Genomic DNA, 16,758 nt, shown 5'->3' with positions numbered 1-16,758 from the left:
GACCTCACACGGCTGTGTGTTATTCCACAGCCAGGGCGGATACTGCCGGAACAAGCACGGCGGGCTCGGTACGCTTATGCACTGATCGCCTGTTCGCCGACATTGGAGGACCCCTCGTGGCACTCGTTGTCCAGAAGTACGGAGGATCCTCGGTCGCCTCGGCCGACCGGATCCGGCGCGTCGCCGAACGGATCGTCGAGACGAAGAAGCAGGGCCACGATGTGGTCGTGGTCTGCTCGGCCATGGGCGACACCACCGACGAATTGCTCGACCTGGCCGAACAGGTCGCTCCCGCGCCACCCGCCCGGGAGATGGATATGTTGCTCACCTCCGGTGAACGCATCTCCAATGCGCTGGTGGCCATGGCCATCCATACTCTCGGCGCCGAGGCGCGGTCGTTCACCGGCTCCCAGGCCGGCGTGATCACCACGTCGGTGCACGGTAAGGCCAAGATCATCGACGTGACGCCCAGCCGCGTCCGCGAAGCCCTCGACGACGGCACGATCGTGCTGGTCGCCGGTTTCCAGGGCGTGAGCCAGGACAGCAAGGACATCACCACGCTGGGCCGCGGCGGTTCGGATACCACCGCGGTCGCCCTGGCGGCCGCGCTGGAAGCCGACGTCTGTGAGATCTACACCGATGTGGACGGAGTGTTCACCGCTGATCCGCGCATCGTCAACGACGCGCAGAAGCTCGAGCAGGTCTCCTACGAGGAGATGCTGGAGATGGCGGCCTGCGGGTCCAAAGTGTTGATGCTGCGCTGCGTCGAATACGCGCGCCGCTACAACGTGCCCGTACATGTGCGCTCGTCCTATACCGACAAGCCGGGCACCTACGTATACGGATCGATGGAGGACATCCCCTTGGAACAAGCAATCCTCACGGGCGTCGCGCACGACCGCAGCGAGGCCAAGGTGACCGTGGTCGGGCTACCGGACGTTCCCGGATACGCCGCCAAGGTGTTCCGCGCCGTCGCCGAGGCCGAGATCAACATCGATATGGTCCTGCAGAACATTTCCAAGGTGGAGACCGGGAAGACCGATATCACCTTCACCCTGCCCCGCTCCGACGGTCAGCGTGCGGTGGAGATGCTCTCCGGGCATCAGGATGAGATCGGCTTCTCCCAGGTGCTCTACGACGATCACATCGGCAAGGTGTCGCTGGTCGGCGCCGGTATGAAAAGCCATCCCGGGGTCACCGCCACCTTCTGTGAGGCGCTGGCCGAGGCCGGTATCAATATCGACCTCATCTCGACCTCCGAGATCCGCATCTCGGTGCTGGTCAAGGACACCGAACTCGACGACGCCGTGCAGGTACTGCACCGCGCCTTCGATCTCGGCGGCGACGAGGTCGCCGTCGTACACGCCGGAACGGGGCGATAACCGATGGGTGTACGTGTAGGTGTGGTCGGCGCGACCGGGCAGGTCGGCGCCGTGATGCGCAAACTCCTGGACGAACGTGATTTCCCCGCCGACGAGGTGCGGTTCTTCGCCTCGGCTCGCTCGGCCGGTAAGAAACTGCCCTGGCGCGGTGGCGAGATCGTCGTGGAGGACACCGAAACCGCCGACCCCAGCGGCCTGGATATCGCGCTGTTCTCCGCCGGCGCGACCATGTCGCGCGTGCAGGCGCCGCGGTTCGCGGCGGCCGGGGTCACCGTGATCGACAATTCGTCGGCGTGGCGCAAGGATCCGGACGTTCCGCTGGTGGTCAGCGAGGTCAATCCGGAACAGACCCGCAACCTCACCAAGGGCATCATCGCCAATCCGAACTGCACCACGATGGCCGCCATGCCGGTGCTCAAACCGCTGCACGACGCGGCCGGGCTACAGCGGCTGATCGTGTCCAGCTACCAGGCCGTCTCGGGCAGCGGACTGGCCGGTGTCGAGGAACTCGCCTCGCAGACCCGCGCGGTGATCGACGACGCCGAGAAACTCACCCACGACGGCAGCGCCGTGGATTTCCCCGCGCCGAACAAGTACGTGGCACCCATCGCGTTCAACGTGCTCGCGCTCGCGGGTTCGCTGGTTGACGACGGTTCCGGCGAGACCGACGAGGACCAGAAGCTGCGCAACGAGAGCCGTAAGATTCTCGGTCTGCCGGAGCTACTGGTCAGTGGCACCTGCGTGCGGGTCCCGGTGTTCACCGGCCACTCGCTGTCGATCAACGCCGAATTCGCCGATCCGCTGTCGGTACAGCGGGCCCAGGAGATCCTGGGGAAGGCACCCGGCGTGCGGCTGGTCGATGTGCCGACGCCGCTGGCCGCCGCGGGTAAGGACGAATCCCTGGTCGGCCGTATCCGCCAGGATCCCGGTGTGCCGGACGGTCGTGGTCTGGCACTGTTCATCTCCGGCGACAATCTGCGCAAGGGTGCCGCGCTCAATACCATCCAGATCGCGGAAGTCCTGCTCGCCGATCGGTGAGACGAGCCTGCCTGTCCCGGCGCGGCGGACGCGCCGGGACAGGAAGCGTACTCAGTGGATTCCCGGTGTCCGCGGATCTGATCCCAGGCAAGCGAGCAGCACGCAGCCCGGCGGTGCATCGGTGAACGGGGCCGCCAGCGGTTCGCTCAGGCAGGCGAATACATCGCAACCCGGGTACGCCGAGTTACCGATCCCGAAGACCGCCAGCAAGATATCGGTATCTATGTAGGCACCCGGGTCCGCTTGCACCGGTGGTTCCACGTACGGGCCCGGATCGGCGACCGGTGGTTCCTGGAACGCGGCCATCAGCTGCCGGAAGAATTCATGTGGCAACTCCTCGAAGTTCTGGAGGATGCCGGCCGGACCGTACTTGCTGACGTTGCCGAATACGCCGGTCCACATCACCACCAGATCCAGGCTCGGCACCACGAATACGTTCTGTAATCCCATGCCGGACATCGCGTAGGTATCCGGTGGCAGGAACGACGGATTCTCCGCGCAGGTCGATCCGAGCCAGAACAGATAGCCGTAGCACGGGTTCGCCGGTGACGGTGTGGTCGCGCGGGTCAGATACTGCGCGGATACGACCTGTCGTCCGCCCCAGTCGCCGTTGTTGGCCACCAGCAGCCCCAGCTTGGCCAGATCGTCCGGCGGTATCAGCAGATGTGCGTAACCGTAGGTGTGGCCGCTGCGGTCCCGCGCCCAGTACCAATCACCTCGTTCGATCCCCAACGGTGTGAACAACTCTCGCTGCGCGAACTCCTGTAGTGGTTCGCCGACGGCCCGTTCCACCACATAGGAGAGCAGGTCCACGGTGCGCTGACTGTAGGTGAACACGGTGCCGGGGTCGTGATCCAGCGGTACACCCAGCGCCTGAACAGCGCTGTTGGGATCGATGGGGACAGCCCCCGTGATGCCCTCGGTCACCACGCCGGTCCGCATACCGGAGGTTTCGGTCAGCAGGTTCTCGACCGTGATCGCGCGCCGCCGGGCGTCGCCCAGACCCGGCGGCAGATACCGGCCGATCGGGGCCGCGATATCCACCAGTCCTCGATCGGCGGCGATCCCGGTGAGCAGCGAGACCACACTCTTGGTCACGCTCCACACATTCCACGGGATATGCCCGGTCTGCTCGTTGGAAGGTCCCTCGCCCGCCAGGCAGTTGTGCCGGAATACCTGCACATTCAACCGGTTCCGGCGCCCGGCGAAGGCCAGCGCGTCCGTCAGTCGCTGCGCGTCCAGGCCCACCTGCTCCGGTTGCGCCCGTTGCGGTTCCCGCCCGGAACTCACCGCGCATTCGACCTGCGCGGGCGCGGCGGACACCTCAGCCGCGAAAACCTGTCCCACCACCAGTGTTACCGCTGCGACTCCTGCCAGGAGCCCACCGAAACGCGCCATGCGCACACACTAATGCCGGGTTACCGGTGGTGCGGGTAGCACCGGCCGCAGATACGCGATGCCCCTGATCGAACCGGGGATCGACCAGGGGCATCACACCTGTCGGCACTCGTATCGTGCCGTCACGATGTCGGTACAGGCGCGGCTTACAACAGGCCGAACCAATAGACCACACAGGCCAGCGCCCATAGGACCAACGTATCCATCGACACTCCCACTCTTGTCGTAGCGGATGTCCTCCATGATGCCCGAGATACCCGGCCCGCGGGACACCCGCGCAACCTGTGCCACGACCTTGATTGCACTGTGACGGATCGTGTTCTCAGCGTTATAAGTTCACGTTAAGGGCGCGCCAAGCACGGGGCCGCATTGTTGAGTCACGCCGGAGAACACGCCGGCACTCACACCGCGAAGAGGAACCCCGTAGATGATCACCGAACTGTACGCGACCGGATACCTGATCGAGGACGGCCGCACCGAGCTCGGCGTCTCCGACTCCTGCCAGTAGTCGAGTCGTCGCTGAAGGAGGGGGCGGGATGCGAACCGGTGCCTGGGGAGGACCCGGTACGCATCCCGGAAAGTGCGGATCCAGGGGAATCGTGGGGGATCCGCGGGGGTGTGGTGGTCCGGAGACCGGGGAGGTGAACCCGGCGCCACCACGGGGGAACGGGGCCGGTCGGCGCAGTGGGGGAGCTGGTCGACCGGGTGGGTCGGTCTGTCTCGCGGGGTGGCAGACCGGCCCGCGGGCAGGGCGTCGTCGATCGGACCGGTCTCGCGGGGTGACCGGTCCGACCGGCAGCCGTCGCACCGTACGGCTCTTCCGGATGCTCAGTGCCGGACCGGGCGAACAGTAGTCCGCCGGTCCGGCACCGCGAAAGGTAACCGTTCGAGAATCGGGACGGCAGCGCCCACGAACACCGGCCGGCCGGACGAGACAGTGTCGAATCGTCCGGCCGGTCGTTCGCGTCTGTGATGAAGAAATCCTCATCTGCGCCTCACGGCGGGGTCATCAGGGTTGGGCATAGTGGCTGTTATGTCCGGTTCTCGTTCTTTCGCCGCCGCTCTCGTCCTCGCGGGCGCCGCCGCCGTGGTGCTGGTGAGCTTTGCCCTGACCCGTTCGCCCGAGCCGGAGCTCGATCCGTCCTCGGTTTCGGTGAGTGTGGCACCCGACGGACCGGAGTCGCCGGCCGTACCGGACGCCGGTTCGGATTCGAGGCGGCACGCCCCGGGCGCACCGGAGGGTGCGGTGCCGCCCCCAGGCCAGGGCGGTGCACCGGCGGCTCCGGGTGCCACGATTCCCGCACCGGCGCCTCCGGGGCCTGCACCCGCACCGAGGGCCCCCGCCCCGGCCCCGGGCCCTGCCGCTCCGGCGCCTGTGGCCCCGCCCCCCGGACCGGCTGCTCCGATACCCGCACCGCAACCGGGCGATGATGATGCCGACGACGGATTCGACGACGACGCGGACGATCAGCCGGACATGAACGGACCGTCCGACGACGATGATTGATCTCGACCCCGCGCGTCCCGCCGAAACAACGGAGCCGACCCTGCGGCAACCAACGCCCGAACCCAGCACTGCGAACCGCTCCGCAGCGACCGGTCCGCGGATACTCCGGCGGCGCGGCTCCCGCCTGCCGGCTCGATGGAAGATCACCGCATGGATCATGCTCACGACCTTCCTGCTGCTGGTCGTGGTGCTGGTGACCGCCCGCAACCTGCTGCTGCGCGATGTGAACAACCGGGCGAACGCCGACATCGCGCAGGAAGCCGATGAATTCCGGACCTTCGCCGCCGAGGGTGTGGATCCGACCACCACGCAGCCGTTCACCTCGGTGGAGAGGCTGCTGGACACCTATCTGCTGCGGCAGTCGCCGATCGAGGGCGAGGTGATGGTGGGGATCGTGGACGGCAGGCAGCTCGGTGGTATCCGGGGCAACCTGCCCGTGCCCGTGGCCGGCGACCCGGGCCTGTTCACCGCCACCGCGGCGGCGGACCGGACCTCCGGGGTGGTCGCCTCCCCGGCCGGTGAGATGCGATGGGGCCGGGTCGACGTCGAATCCACGGCCGACCGTGGGTCGTTCGTGGTCGCGGCGTTCACCGAGGTGGGGCGTGCGGGTGTCGACCGGACGATGCGCACCATCGCCGCGGTATCGCTCGCCGGTCTGGCCTTGACCACCGGTGTCGCCTATCTCGTGGCCGGCCGCATCCTGCTGCCGGTGCGCACCGTGCGGGCGGTGGCCGCCGATATCGGCGAAACGGATCTCACCGCGCGTGTCCCGGTGGAGGGGCGCGACGATATCGCAGCGCTGGCGGAGACTTTCAACGATATGCTCGACCGCCTCGAGCACGCCTATACGACCCAGCGGCAGTTCGTCGACGACGCGGGACACGAACTCCGCACACCGATCACGGTGGTCCGGGGGCATCTCGAACTGCTGTCCGAGGATCCGGAGGAGCGGCGCCGCACGCTGGCCCTTGTCGATTCCGAACTGAACCGGATGGGGCGGCTGGTCTCCGATCTGCTGATGCTGGCCAAAGCCGAACAGCCGGATTTCGTGGTCCGGCGCCCGGTCGATATCGCGCAGACCATGCTGGATATCGAATCCAAGGTGCAACCGCTCGGGGAGCGGCGCTGGCATCTGATGGAGGTGGCCGAGGGGACCGCGTGGATCGATGCACAGCGGGTCACCCAGGCGATGTTGCAGCTCGCGGCCAACGCGGTCGCGCATTCGGCGGACGGAACCACCGTGCAACTGGGCTCCCGGTTCACCGGGACCGAACCCGATCGCACCCTGTCGCTGTGGATATCGGATCAGGGCCCAGGGGTCGCGCCGGAAGACGCACCGGTGATCTTCGAGCGGTTCCGGCGCGGGCGCCCGGCCGACAGCTCCGGAGCGGACCGGCGGGCCGGCGCGGGGCTCGGCCTGGCCATCGTGCGGGCCATCGCCGATGCGCACCACGGGTCGGCCTGGGTGCGCAGCGTGCCCGGTGACGGTGCCACATTCGGCCTCGACCTGCCGGCCGACCCGGCATATCCCGCACACCGCGACAGCGCCGATCCGAACGAACACAAGGGGTAGGAGATGAGCCGGATCCTGATCGCCGAGGACGATGTGCACATCGTGTCGTTCGTCGGCAAAGGCCTGCGGGCCGCCGGATACACCACCGAGCATGTCGGCGACGGCGAAACCGCCTTGCTGATGGCCCGCTCCGGTGCCTTCGACATGGTGATCCTCGATATCGGACTGCCCTCGATGGACGGATTCACCGTGCTGCGCCGGCTGCGCGGCGAAGGGGTGCGGACTCCGGTCGTGGTGCTCACCGCCCGCGACAGCGTCGACGATACGGTCGCCGGGCTGGAGGGCGGCGCCAACGACTACATGACCAAACCGTTCCAGTTCGCCGAACTACTCGCGCGTGTGCGGCTGCGCCTCCAGGACGAGACGACCGCGGGTGCGCCGTCGGCTTCCTTGTCGCACAACGGTCTTCAACTCGACCTGCGCTCGCGCCGGGTACACGTCGACGGCCGGACCGTCGATCTCACCGCCCGTGAATTCGGCCTGCTCGAGGTGTTTCTACGGCATCCGGATCAGGTCTTGAGCCGGGAGCAGATTCTCGGGCAGGTATGGGGCTACGATTTCGACCCCGCCTCCAATGTGGTGGATGTCTATGTGCGGGCGGTGCGGGGCAAGATCGGTGCCCAGCGCCTGCAGACCGTACGCGGCATGGGATACCGGCTCTCGTGACAGCGACCGAGTTCCGGACCGTACCGCCCCGGCGCCCCCCGGCCGATTCGGCCGCACGCGAACCCGCCTGGACACCCCTGCTGGCCGCGATCGCGGGAATCCTTGTGTGCCTGGGCTTTCTGGTAGCGGCGGCGGGCGGTGACCTCGGCCGCGACGCCCTCATCACGCTCGTGGTGTTCGTGGCCGCCATCTGGATGTGGATTTTTGCGCCGGTACCCGATACCTACGTCGCGCTCGGCGCGGCAGTGGCTCTCGTCGTCACCGGAACGATCGATACCGATACGTTCACCGGAACACTCGGTGATTCGGTGATCTGGCTGTTGGTGGGATCGTTCGTGATCGCCGCGGCGGTCACCGCCACCGGGTTGTCGGCGCGGATCGCCGCGCGGGTGCTCACCCTCGCCCGGACACCGCGGCAACTGATGCATCTACTCACCGTTGTCCTGCTGGTGACCACCTTCGCGATCCCGGCGACCTCCGGTCGCGCCGCGCTGGCACTCCCGGTCTTCCTGGCCCTTGCCGCGGTACTGCGGCATCGGCCCCAGCTGGTGCTGGCGCTGGCGGTAGGAGTCCCCTCGGTCATCTTGTTCTCCGCGGTCGGTTCGCTGCTCGGCGCGGGTGCGCATCTCATCACCAGCGAAATCGTCGCGACGGCCACCGGCACGGGCTATCACTTCGGGCAGTGGCTGATCCTCGGTCTCCCGCTCGCGGTGGTGTGGTCGCATCTGGCCGCGGAGATCGCGCTGGTGCTGTTCGCCGACCGCCCCGAACGCCGCACTCCGCTCACCGTGCCCGCGGCGGCCTTTGCCGATGCTGCGGGGTCGGATGTGCGGGGACCGCTGTCCGCACCCCAGCGCCGGGTACTCGCCGTGCTCGCGGCCGTTGTGGTGCTGTGGTGCACCGAGGCGTGGCACGGTGTGGACCCGGCGGTTGTCGCCGTGCTCGGTGCCCTGCTCGCCACCGCGCCGAAAATAGGCGGGACCACGCTGCCGGCCGCCGCGAAGACCATCCCGTGGACGCTGTTGCTGTTCATGGCCGCCACGCTGTGCCTGGGTATCGCGCTGACGACCAGCGGCGCGTCCGCGTGGCTCGCCGGACTCGTCTTCGATCCGGTGCGTTCGCTGGGACCGGCGGCCGGTGCGGTCTTCCTGGTGCTGACCGTGGTCGTTTCCCTGCTTGCCCACTTGATGATCCAGTCACGTTCGGCTCGTTCGGCCGTGCTCGTGCCGATCATCGCCGCGACCGCCCCGGCAGTCGGCGTGGATGCCGCGGCGGCGGCCTTCCTGTCCACGGCCGCGGCCGGTTTCTGCCACACCATGACCAGTTCGGCCAAACCGATGGCAGTCTTCGCCGCATCGGACACCGTTCCGGGATTCCGGCCGGAACATCTGCTGCGTTACTCCGCCGTCCTCGCCCCGTTGTCGGTGGCACTACTCCTCGCGTTCGCGGTCTGGGTCTGGCCGCAGCTGGGTCTGAGTCCCACCCCCTGACCCGTGTGGTCGGCTCTCTCGAAAGGCACCACCATGTCGGTACCCGTTCCGCAACGCATCCTCGTGGCACCCAGCGGATTCAAGGAAAGTCTCGGGGCGGAATCCGTGGCGCATGCCATCGCCGCGGGGCTGCGCCGAGTCCTGCCCGGCGTACACGTCGATCTCGCCCCGATCGCCGACGGCGGCGAGGGCACTGCCGCCATGCTCGCCGCCGCGACGAGTGGCACACTGCATCATCTCGAGGTGACAGGGCCGGTGAACATCCCGGTGCGGGCCCAGTGGGCCGGGCTCGGGTTCCCGGCAGCGAAGACGGCCGTGGTCGAGGTAGCCGCCGCCGCGGGACTGCGGCATGTACCGCGCGACCGCCGAGACCCCGGCGCCACCACGACATTCGGGGTCGGGCAGCTCATAGCCGCGGCACTCGACTCGGACGCGGAGCGGATCGTGGTGGGCTGCGGTGATTCCGGGACTTGCGACGGTGGCGCCGGTGCGCTACAAGCCCTGGGAGCCCGCATCCTCGACCGATACGGCCGCGAAATAGGACGCGGAGGTTACGAACTCACGCGAGCTGCCCGGCTCGACCTGTCCGGCCTGCATCCCCGGCTGTCTCGTGCCGAAATCGTGGTGGCGGGCAATCCGCACAACCTGCTCTGCGGCCCCCGCGGTGTCGCGCGCGTGTTCGGCCCGCAGAAGGGAGCCACACCAGCCCAGGTCGAAGCGCTGTCGCTCGCGCTGGACAACTGGGCGGCGATACTCGAACGCGATGGCCGGGCACCCGGCGACCTGCGCATCGGACCGGTGACCGGCGCATCCGGCGGGCTCGGCGCGGGGCTGGCCGGCGGAGTGGGTGCGGTGCTGCGCTCCCGGTTCGACGCACTGCTGGACTCCGGCCTCACCGGAGCGGATATCGACCGCCGGATCGCCCGGGCGGACCTGGTGATCACTGCGGAAGGCGCGATCGACCTGCAGACCCCGCACGGCAAGGTACCGGCCGAAATCGCCCGTAGGTCCCGCGCCCGGGGGGTGCCGGTGGTCGCACTGGCCGGTTCGCTGGGGGAGGGGGCGCCGTCGGTCCACGATGTCGGCATCGGTGCCATAGCCTCGATCATCCCGGTGCCGATGGCCCTCGCCGACGCGGTGGCCGATGCCGAACGTCTGCTCACCGATGCCGCCGAACGCATGATGCGGATGTTGCTGGTCGGCGGTGCCCTCTCGGTGCGGATGGGTCGCGGTGCGAACCGTCCCGTCCGGCCCGCCGCGATCGGCACCCGCCGCGCCACCGGTCCGCGTGTCCCCGCCGCCCGCGGCCGGGCACGCGGGCAGCACCGGTGAGTGACGCCCAGGCCGACTGGAAAGCGCGCGGCTGCGTTCCGATCAGAGCACCGCTACTTGCCGTCCACCCCACGTGGTCGCCGGTGCAACGGTCGTTCGAGAAAGTCTCGATACCGACCCGCCGATCGCCGGCGCACAGTTTCGTCATCGTTGATACAGCGTGTGGTGGTTCGCGGTCCGGCCGACCGGCCGCTGCGCCGGGCCGGTGAGGTCCACGCGTCCGGTGCATGGAGGCGAGCGGTGAAATCAACTGTGCGCAGGTTGGGCCGGCGGGTATTCCGGGAGGGTGTAGGTCTCGGTCTCCGACAGCATGCGGGTCATCAACGGCTGCATCACCCGTGATGTCGCGAGGCGGACGAAGGCGTGTGCGGCGCGGATACCGGTCCTGGTGCGCGGGGCCATCCCCTTCACTCCGCCCGGCGGCAACTGCTGTGCGGTTTCGACGAACGGTCGCAGGGTTTCGGTGTACCGGGTGAGGGCGGCGGCCGGGTCGTGCGGGGTACGGGCGATCTCCCCGGCCAGCACGTAGGCGCCCACCAGCGCCATGGCCGTGCCCTGGCCGCTCAGTGGTGACCCGCAGTAGCCGGCGTCGCCGACCAGCGCGACCCGTTCGGTGGTCCAGTGTGGCATGGTGATCCGCGCGATCTCGTCGAAGTAGAAATCCTCGGCCTGCGCCATCGCGTCGAGGATGGTGGCGGTCACCCAGCCGCCGCCGGCGAGGCTTGTCCGGATGAGTTCCTGCTGGGCCGCGGTATCGCGCCGCAGTGCCGGATCGTGGGCAGTCCGGATGGTGAACAGCGCCTTCGAGGTGGCCGGGTTCGCATCGGGTCGCAGCCCGGCCACGATTCCGCCGGGTATCGAGTACATGGTCATCCAGTGCGGTTCTATTCCGGCCGGGGTCGGCATGGTGAAGTACGACGTGTAGGCGCCGAGATAGGTGCTGAACTGTTCTTCCGGTCCGAAGGCCAGCCGGCGGGTCGCCGAGTGCAGACCGTCTGCGCCGATCACCAGGTCGAATTCCTGGGACGCACCCGAGGCGAAGTCGACCTGGACGCCGCCGCTGTGTTCGCGCAGGTCGCGAATCCATTCCCCGTACCGGTAGTCCACGCCCGGATTGCCCGGTTCGCCGGCGGCATCGGAGATTGCGTCCAGTAGAACCCGGTTCAGATCGCCGCGGGTTATCTCGATCTCGGCGACCGCGCCGTTGCCACCGAAGAGGTCCGCGGGCATACGGACGATCTCGCGTCCGGCGGTATCGACATGGAGCATGCCGCGTTCGTCGAGTTGGTGCCGGCGGATCCCGGGCATCAGGCCCATCCGTTCGGCGACGGTCCGGCTGGGTCCACGGAGGTCGACGGCCTGGCCACCCGGGCGGGGGGCTGGTGCGCGTTCGATCACGGTCGGCCGGATACCCGCTCGGGACAGTTGCAGGGCGACGGCGTTGCCGGCGATCCCGCCGCCGGAGATCAGCACACTGGGGGCGGTGGCGCTGGAATGTGTGGTCATCGGTTCCTCGCTGAATTTGATCGAATGTCTTAGACAAATGTCTAACACAGGTGTAGAACAGATGTCTAGTACAAACGTCTAAGACGAATGGTTAGAGTGTTGTCATGGGAAACAAGGAGGACCTGCTGGCTGCCGCGCGCACCTGCATCTACGAGCGCGGATTCGCCGCGACCACGGCCAGGGATATCGCCACCCAGGCCGGCGTGAGTCTCGCCGCCATCGGATACCACTTCGGATCCAAGGATCGGCTTCTCACCGAAGCGTTCACCGACGAGACCGGCCGGGTGATCGGCGACGACCTCGAACTCCGGATCCGCGCCACTGCGGGGCAGTCACCTGCCGCGGCGTTCCCGCAGGTCTGGGAGGGGATCGCCGAATTGTTCGAGCGCAACCGGGAGGTTCTGGTAGCGAGTGTGGAGAACTTGGTGAGGGTCCACCGGACGCCCAGTGAACAGGGGCGGATGGGGGAGCTGAGCGAAATCGGGGCCACGGAAATCGCGACCACGCTGGCCGAAACGCATCCGGATCTCGATCCGGCGCAGGCCCGGGCCCTCGGCGGGCTCTACATGCTCCTGCTGAACGGGTTGGTCATGCAGTGGATGAGCCACCCGGACGGCGTCCTGCCCACCGGCTCGGAACTCGGTGCGGCAATATCCGCACTGACCGGGAAAAATCGATCCGCACACGAGAAAACCCCTGACCAGAAGAACTGATCAGGGGTCTATCGTGTCTCGACCACACGAGTCGGGGTGGCGGGATTTGAACCCACGACCTCTTCGTCCCGAACGAAGCGCGCTACCAAGCTGCGCCACACCCCGTGAAGCGGACCTGAGGTAGCTTACCCCAGGTCCGGTCCGGAAAAGAAACCGGCAGCTCGAGGCCGGTTTTCTTCGGAAGCAAGACCTATCGGGCCACCGCCTGCGAGGTGGAGACACCCCGGCCGGAATCGGTGGCCGGCTTCGTCGGCGGCACTGCCACCAGAGTGAGCAGCGTCGCTTCGGGGCGGCAGCAGAAGCGGTAGGGCGCCCACGGTGAGGTGCCGATACCGGCGGAGACGTGCAGCCGGGTGTGGGCGCCCCATTTGGACGGGCCCTTCACACGGGAGCGGTCGATTTCGCAATTGGTCACCAGGGCGCCGTAACCGGGCAGGCACAGCTGGCCGCCGTGCGTATGACCCGCCAGCACCAGGTCGTAGCCGTCCTCGGCGAAGCGGTCCAGTACTCGCGGCTCGGGCGAATGGGTGAGGCCCAGCCGCAGATCGGCCAGCGGGTTCGGGGCCCCGGCGATGGTGTCGTAGCGGTCGCGCTGCATATGCGGGTCGTCGACGCCCGCGCTGGCGATTCGGATACCGCCCACCTCGATATCGCGGCGGATGTGGGTGAGATCCAGCCAGCCGCGTTCGGTGAACGCGGCGCGCAGATCCTTCCACGGCAGCGGGGCGCCGTGGACCCGCTTGTGGTTCTTGTCGAAGTACTTCAGCGGGTTCTTCGGCACCGGGGCGAAATAGTCGTTGCTGCCGAAAACGAAGAGACCGGGTCGCGACAACAGCGGCCCCAGCGACTGCACCACTGCCGGTACGGCCTTCTGGTGGGACAGATTGTCACCGGTGTTGATCACCAGGTCCGGTTCCAGGCGGTCGAGTTCACGCAACCACTGCTGTTTGAGCTTCTGCCCGGGGGTCATGTGCAGATCGCTGATATGCAGCACCCGCAGCGGAGCCGAACCCGGCCGCAGTACCGGCATGGTGGCTTCGCGGAGAACAAAGGCATTGCGTTCGATCAGTGAGGCGTAGCCGACTCCGGCAGCCGCGGCTCCGGCTGCGCCGAACGCGGTCCGGCGCAGGGCCGACGTCGAGATCACGGGCATTTGCCCAGCATAGGTGACCAGCAGGCGCAGTGCGCAGCGTGTTGAACCACAGTTACCGCGCTGTAGCGGGCGGATTACCTGCTCACGCGCATCTTCGCCGAGCCCGTGGCCTCGGGAAACGATCCGATCACCGCAGCTGGACACGCCCGGCGCGGAAGGATAATCCGATGGGCGTGGCGTGGTGCAGCGGCTACCGTTGCGCCCATGTCGGAACTGAAAACGAGGCTACGCGCCGATATGACCGCCGCGATGAAGGCGAAGGACACGCTTCGGCTCAACACGCTGCGGATGCTGCTCGCCGCTGTGCAGACGGCCGAGGTGGCCGGCAAGGAAGCCCGGGAGCTCTCCGATGCGGAGGTCGTCGCGGTGCTGACCAAGGAATCGAAGAAACGCAACGAAGCCGCGGAGGTCTACACCCAGGCGGGGCGTGGCGAGCTGGCGGCCAACGAGCACGCCGAGGCGCGGGTCATCGACGAATACCTGCCCACCCAGTTGACCGACGCGGAGGTCGCCGATCTCGCCGATACGGCCATCGCGCAGGTCGCGGAGGAACTGGGCGAGCGGCCCGGTAAACGGCAGATGGGTCAGGTCATGAAGGTCGCGACCGGGCTGGCCGCCGGGAAGGCCGACGGTTCCCGGATCTCGGCGGCGGTGAAGGCGCGGCTCTAGAGTTTGTCCGCCGCGCCGTCACCGCCGGAGATCACCGGGGTATCGGTACCGGAATGGGGATCGGTGGCAGGAACGGCGGTAGCGGTGGCAAGCCGGGGGCGTTCGGCGCCGAGGCGGGCGGACGCCCAGGCTCCGGCGCCTGCCGGATGGTGCCGTCGCTGAGGTAGATGGTCACCTGCGAACCCGGAATAGCGGAACCGTTCGGGGTCGACCCGGTGACGGTGCCCTTCGGCGCCGAACCCGGCGAAGTCACCGAGGTGACCTTGAAACCGGCGCCGGTGAGGGCGGCCGTCGCCTCGCCCGCCGTCATTCCGACCACATCGGGGACCTGGGCGTTCTCCGCGCCGCGGACATACTTCTCGTCCACCGGCGGCAGGGCGGGCGGCGGGAAGTTCACCGAGGCCTCCTTGACGGCCTTGAACCAGCTCCGGGCGGGTTCGTTACCGCCGAACAGGCCGTTGGCGTCGCTGGCCGGGCAGTTGCGCAGCGGGAAGGAGCAGATCTCGCCGGGAGTGGGGCTGTCGCCGTAGATGTAGGCCGCGCCCGCCATCGAATTGGTGAAACCGACGAACGCCGAAGAGCGGTGGCTTTCGGTGGTCCCGGTTTTGGCGGCCACCGGCCCTTGCCAGCCGGTCGCCGCGGCGGCGGCCCCGGCGGTACCGCCGGGATCGTGGTCTTTGCCCATCGCGTTGGCGAGCGTATCGGCCAGACCCGGTTCGACGACCTGCTCGCAGGCCTGCTCGGTGAGCGGCACCGGTTTGCCGTACCGGTCGATCACCTCCGCGATGGGCGAGGGCGGGCACCAAGTCCCGCCGGAAGCCAAGGTGGCCGCCACATTCGACAACTCCAGCGGATTCACCGCGACCGGGCCGAGGGTGAACGAACCCAGGTTCTGGCCCTTGATCATGTCGGCCAGGCTCTGGTTGTCGAAGCCGGAGGTCCCCGGCTCGGTGTAGGAGCGCAGGCCGAGACGGACCGCCATATCCACCGTAGGGGTCACCCCGACGGCCTGGATGAGTTTCACGAAAGCGGTGTTGGGAGAGGTCGCCAGGGCCTCGGTCACCGACATGGGCGACCGGTAGTTACCGGCGTTCTCGACGCAGTAGGTAGCGGGCGGGCAGCCGGGGGCGCCGCCGTTACCCATCCCGCGGGCGTCGAACCTGCCCGGAACGTCGAGCTGGGCGTTGATACCCATGCCCTTCTCCATCGCCGCCGCCGTGGTGAACAGTTTGAACACCGATCCCGCGCCGTCGCCGACCATCGAATACGGCTGGGCGAGCAGCGTCTCGTGTGCCTCTCGGTTCAGGCCGTAGGTCCGGCTGCTGGCCATCGCCAGCAGTGGATGTTTGTCCTTGCCGGGGCCGATCAGCGACATCACCTCGGCGATATTCGGCAGATGCGGATCGGCGTGCTCGGTGACCGAACGTTTCACGGCGTCCTGCACGGCGGGATCCAGGGTGGTGCGGATCAGGTATCCGCCCTTCTGGATCTGTTCCTGGCTCAGCCCGGCCTCGGCCAGGTACTGCAGCGCGTAGTCGCAGAAGAAGCCGCGGTCACCGGCGGCGATGCAGCCCTGCGGCAGACCCTTCGGTTCCGGCAGCACGCCCAGCGGCTGGGCCTTCGCCGCCCGGAATTCCTCGGCCCGGCTGGGGATGTTCTGGATCATGGTGTCCAGGACGGTGTTGCGGCGGACGGTCACGCCCTCCGGGTTGGTGTAGGGATTCAGCTTCGAACTGCTCTGCACCATCCCGGCGAGCATTGCCGACTGTGCGACGTTCAGGTCTTTCGCATCGATGCCGAAGTAGGTCTGGGCGGCGTCCTGGATGCCGTAGGAGGAGTTGCCGAACGGGACCAGGTTCAGATACCGGGTGAGGATCTCGTCCTTGCTCAGCTCTTTGTCCAGGGTGAGCGCCATGCGGATCTCACGGATCTTGCGCGCGGGCGTGGTCTCGATGGCGGCCCGGCGTTCGGCATCGGTTTTCGCGACCACCAGCAGGTTGAAGTTCTTCACATACTGCTGGTCGATCGTGGAGGCGCCCTGCTGTACCTCACCGCTGCTGGTGTTGGTGAGGAAGGCACGGATGGTGCCCTGCCAGTCCACACCGTGATGGTCGGCGAAGCGTTTGTCCTCGATGGAGACGATGGCCAGCTTCATATCGTTGGAGATCTGATCGCTGGGCACTTCGAAGCGGCGCTGCTCGTACAGATAGGCAATGGGGTTACCGGCCGCGGGCCCCAAGGTGGGGACCGCCCGGGCGGGTGGCACGCCCCCTTAACCCCCCCCGCTTTAGGCAACCGGCGGGGCGCGGGTGGGGACGCAAACCAAAACAA

Annotated in this window: 13 protein-coding genes and 1 tRNA gene; 9 read left to right on the top strand and 5 right to left on the bottom strand. The window is 67.7% G+C overall.

Going from position 1 to position 16,758, the window contains the following annotated elements:
- The first annotated feature begins 116 nt into the window (after positions 1 to 116).
- Positions 117 to 1,382: an aspartate kinase gene (locus QH195_RS25950; RefSeq protein WP_280437338.1), complete on the top strand. Its 1,266-nt coding sequence runs from the start codon at positions 117 to 119 to the stop codon at positions 1,380 to 1,382.
- Between the two features lie 3 nt (positions 1,383 to 1,385).
- Positions 1,386 to 2,420: an aspartate-semialdehyde dehydrogenase gene (locus tag QH195_RS25945; protein WP_280421440.1), complete on the top strand. Its 1,035-nt coding sequence runs from the start codon at positions 1,386 to 1,388 to the stop codon at positions 2,418 to 2,420.
- 51 nt (positions 2,421 to 2,471) lie between these two features.
- Here QH195_RS25945 and QH195_RS25940 read toward each other — a convergent pair whose 3' ends face one another.
- Positions 2,472 to 3,818 carry a serine hydrolase domain-containing protein gene (locus tag QH195_RS25940; protein ID WP_280437337.1) on the bottom strand — a complete coding sequence of 449 codons (1,347 nt, stop codon included), beginning with the start codon at positions 3,816 to 3,818 and terminating at the stop codon, positions 2,472 to 2,474.
- A gap of 1,033 nt (positions 3,819 to 4,851) precedes the next feature.
- On the opposite strand from QH195_RS25940, the gene QH195_RS25935 reads away from it, so the two are divergent.
- The 5 genes from QH195_RS25935 (at position 4,852) to QH195_RS25915 (ending at position 10,386) form a co-directional block, all read left to right on the top strand.
- A complete protein-coding gene (locus tag QH195_RS25935; protein ID WP_280437336.1) occupies positions 4,852 to 5,325 on the top strand; it encodes a hypothetical protein in 474 nt (157 codons plus the stop codon).
- A gap of 157 nt (positions 5,326 to 5,482) precedes the next feature.
- Entirely contained in the window at positions 5,483 to 6,898 is a 1,416-nt protein-coding gene (locus QH195_RS25930; protein WP_280423302.1) for a sensor histidine kinase, read from the top strand.
- A 3-nt stretch (positions 6,899 to 6,901) separates the two neighbouring features.
- Positions 6,902 to 7,564, top strand: coding sequence for a response regulator transcription factor (locus QH195_RS25925; protein WP_280437335.1), 663 nt, complete (start codon positions 6,902 to 6,904; stop codon positions 7,562 to 7,564).
- Positions 7,561 to 9,054, top strand: a complete 1,494-nt coding sequence (locus QH195_RS25920; protein ID WP_280437334.1) for an SLC13 family permease — start codon at positions 7,561 to 7,563, stop codon at positions 9,052 to 9,054. Before QH195_RS25925 ends, QH195_RS25920 begins: the two co-directional genes overlap by 4 nt.
- A gap of 33 nt (positions 9,055 to 9,087) precedes the next feature.
- On the top strand, positions 9,088 to 10,386 hold the full coding sequence (locus QH195_RS25915; protein WP_280437333.1) for a glycerate kinase family protein: 1,299 nt from the start codon (positions 9,088 to 9,090) through the stop codon (positions 10,384 to 10,386).
- A 246-nt stretch (positions 10,387 to 10,632) separates the two neighbouring features.
- Here the strand turns inward: QH195_RS25915 and QH195_RS25910 are convergent, their stop codons facing one another.
- Positions 10,633 to 11,892, bottom strand: coding sequence for an FAD-dependent monooxygenase (locus QH195_RS25910; RefSeq protein ID WP_280437332.1), 1,260 nt, complete (start codon positions 11,890 to 11,892; stop codon positions 10,633 to 10,635).
- 104 nt (positions 11,893 to 11,996) lie between these two features.
- On the opposite strand from QH195_RS25910, the gene QH195_RS25905 reads away from it, so the two are divergent.
- Positions 11,997 to 12,605 carry a TetR/AcrR family transcriptional regulator gene (locus QH195_RS25905; protein WP_280437331.1) on the top strand — a complete coding sequence of 203 codons (609 nt, stop codon included), beginning with the start codon at positions 11,997 to 11,999 and terminating at the stop codon, positions 12,603 to 12,605.
- A gap of 31 nt (positions 12,606 to 12,636) precedes the next feature.
- Here QH195_RS25905 and QH195_RS25900 read toward each other — a convergent pair.
- Together QH195_RS25900 and QH195_RS25895 are read right to left on the bottom strand one after the other, a co-directional pair.
- Positions 12,637 to 12,710, bottom strand: a tRNA-Pro gene (locus tag QH195_RS25900).
- 85 nt (positions 12,711 to 12,795) lie between these two features.
- Entirely contained in the window at positions 12,796 to 13,758 is a 963-nt protein-coding gene (locus QH195_RS25895) for a metallophosphoesterase (protein ID WP_280423295.1), read from the bottom strand.
- A gap of 204 nt (positions 13,759 to 13,962) precedes the next feature.
- On the opposite strand from QH195_RS25895, the gene QH195_RS25890 reads away from it, so the two are divergent.
- Positions 13,963 to 14,427, top strand: a complete 465-nt coding sequence (locus QH195_RS25890; RefSeq protein ID WP_280437330.1) for a GatB/YqeY domain-containing protein — start codon at positions 13,963 to 13,965, stop codon at positions 14,425 to 14,427.
- Between the two features lie 31 nt (positions 14,428 to 14,458).
- Here the strand turns inward: QH195_RS25890 and QH195_RS25885 are convergent, their stop codons facing one another.
- Entirely contained in the window at positions 14,459 to 16,693 is a 2,235-nt protein-coding gene (locus tag QH195_RS25885; protein WP_280437329.1) for a penicillin-binding protein, read from the bottom strand.
- Between the last annotated feature and the right edge of the window lie 65 nt (positions 16,694 to 16,758).

The sequence above is a fragment of the Nocardia carnea genome (assembly GCF_029868855.1).
Classification (GTDB): Bacteria; Actinomycetota; Actinomycetes; order Mycobacteriales; family Mycobacteriaceae; genus Nocardia; species Nocardia carnea_A.
The sequence above is the reverse complement of the archived record's forward strand: the minus strand, read 5'-3'. Positions and strand labels throughout refer to the sequence as shown.

Excerpts from the sequence above, each read along its gene's own strand:
- QH195_RS25910 (WP_280437332.1), bottom strand. The coding sequence starts at position 11,892 with ATGACCACACATTCCAGCGCCACCGCCCCCAGTGTGCTGATCTCCGGC.
- QH195_RS25940 (WP_280437337.1), bottom strand. The coding sequence starts at position 3,818 with ATGGCGCGTTTCGGTGGGCTCCTGGCAGGAGTCGCAGCGGTAACACTG.
- QH195_RS25895 (WP_280423295.1), bottom strand. The coding sequence starts at position 13,758 with ATGCCCGTGATCTCGACGTCGGCCCTGCGCCGGACCGCGTTCGGCGCA.
- QH195_RS25890 (WP_280437330.1), top strand. The coding sequence starts at position 13,963 with ATGTCGGAACTGAAAACGAGGCTACGCGCCGATATGACCGCCGCGATG.
- QH195_RS25905 (WP_280437331.1), top strand. The coding sequence starts at position 11,997 with ATGGGAAACAAGGAGGACCTGCTGGCTGCCGCGCGCACCTGCATCTAC.
- QH195_RS25915 (WP_280437333.1), top strand. The coding sequence starts at position 9,088 with ATGTCGGTACCCGTTCCGCAACGCATCCTCGTGGCACCCAGCGGATTC.
- QH195_RS25935 (WP_280437336.1), top strand. The coding sequence starts at position 4,852 with ATGTCCGGTTCTCGTTCTTTCGCCGCCGCTCTCGTCCTCGCGGGCGCC.
- QH195_RS25930 (WP_280423302.1), top strand. The coding sequence starts at position 5,483 with ATGCTCACGACCTTCCTGCTGCTGGTCGTGGTGCTGGTGACCGCCCGC.
- QH195_RS25925 (WP_280437335.1), top strand. The coding sequence starts at position 6,902 with ATGAGCCGGATCCTGATCGCCGAGGACGATGTGCACATCGTGTCGTTC.
- QH195_RS25945 (WP_280421440.1), top strand. The coding sequence starts at position 1,386 with ATGGGTGTACGTGTAGGTGTGGTCGGCGCGACCGGGCAGGTCGGCGCC.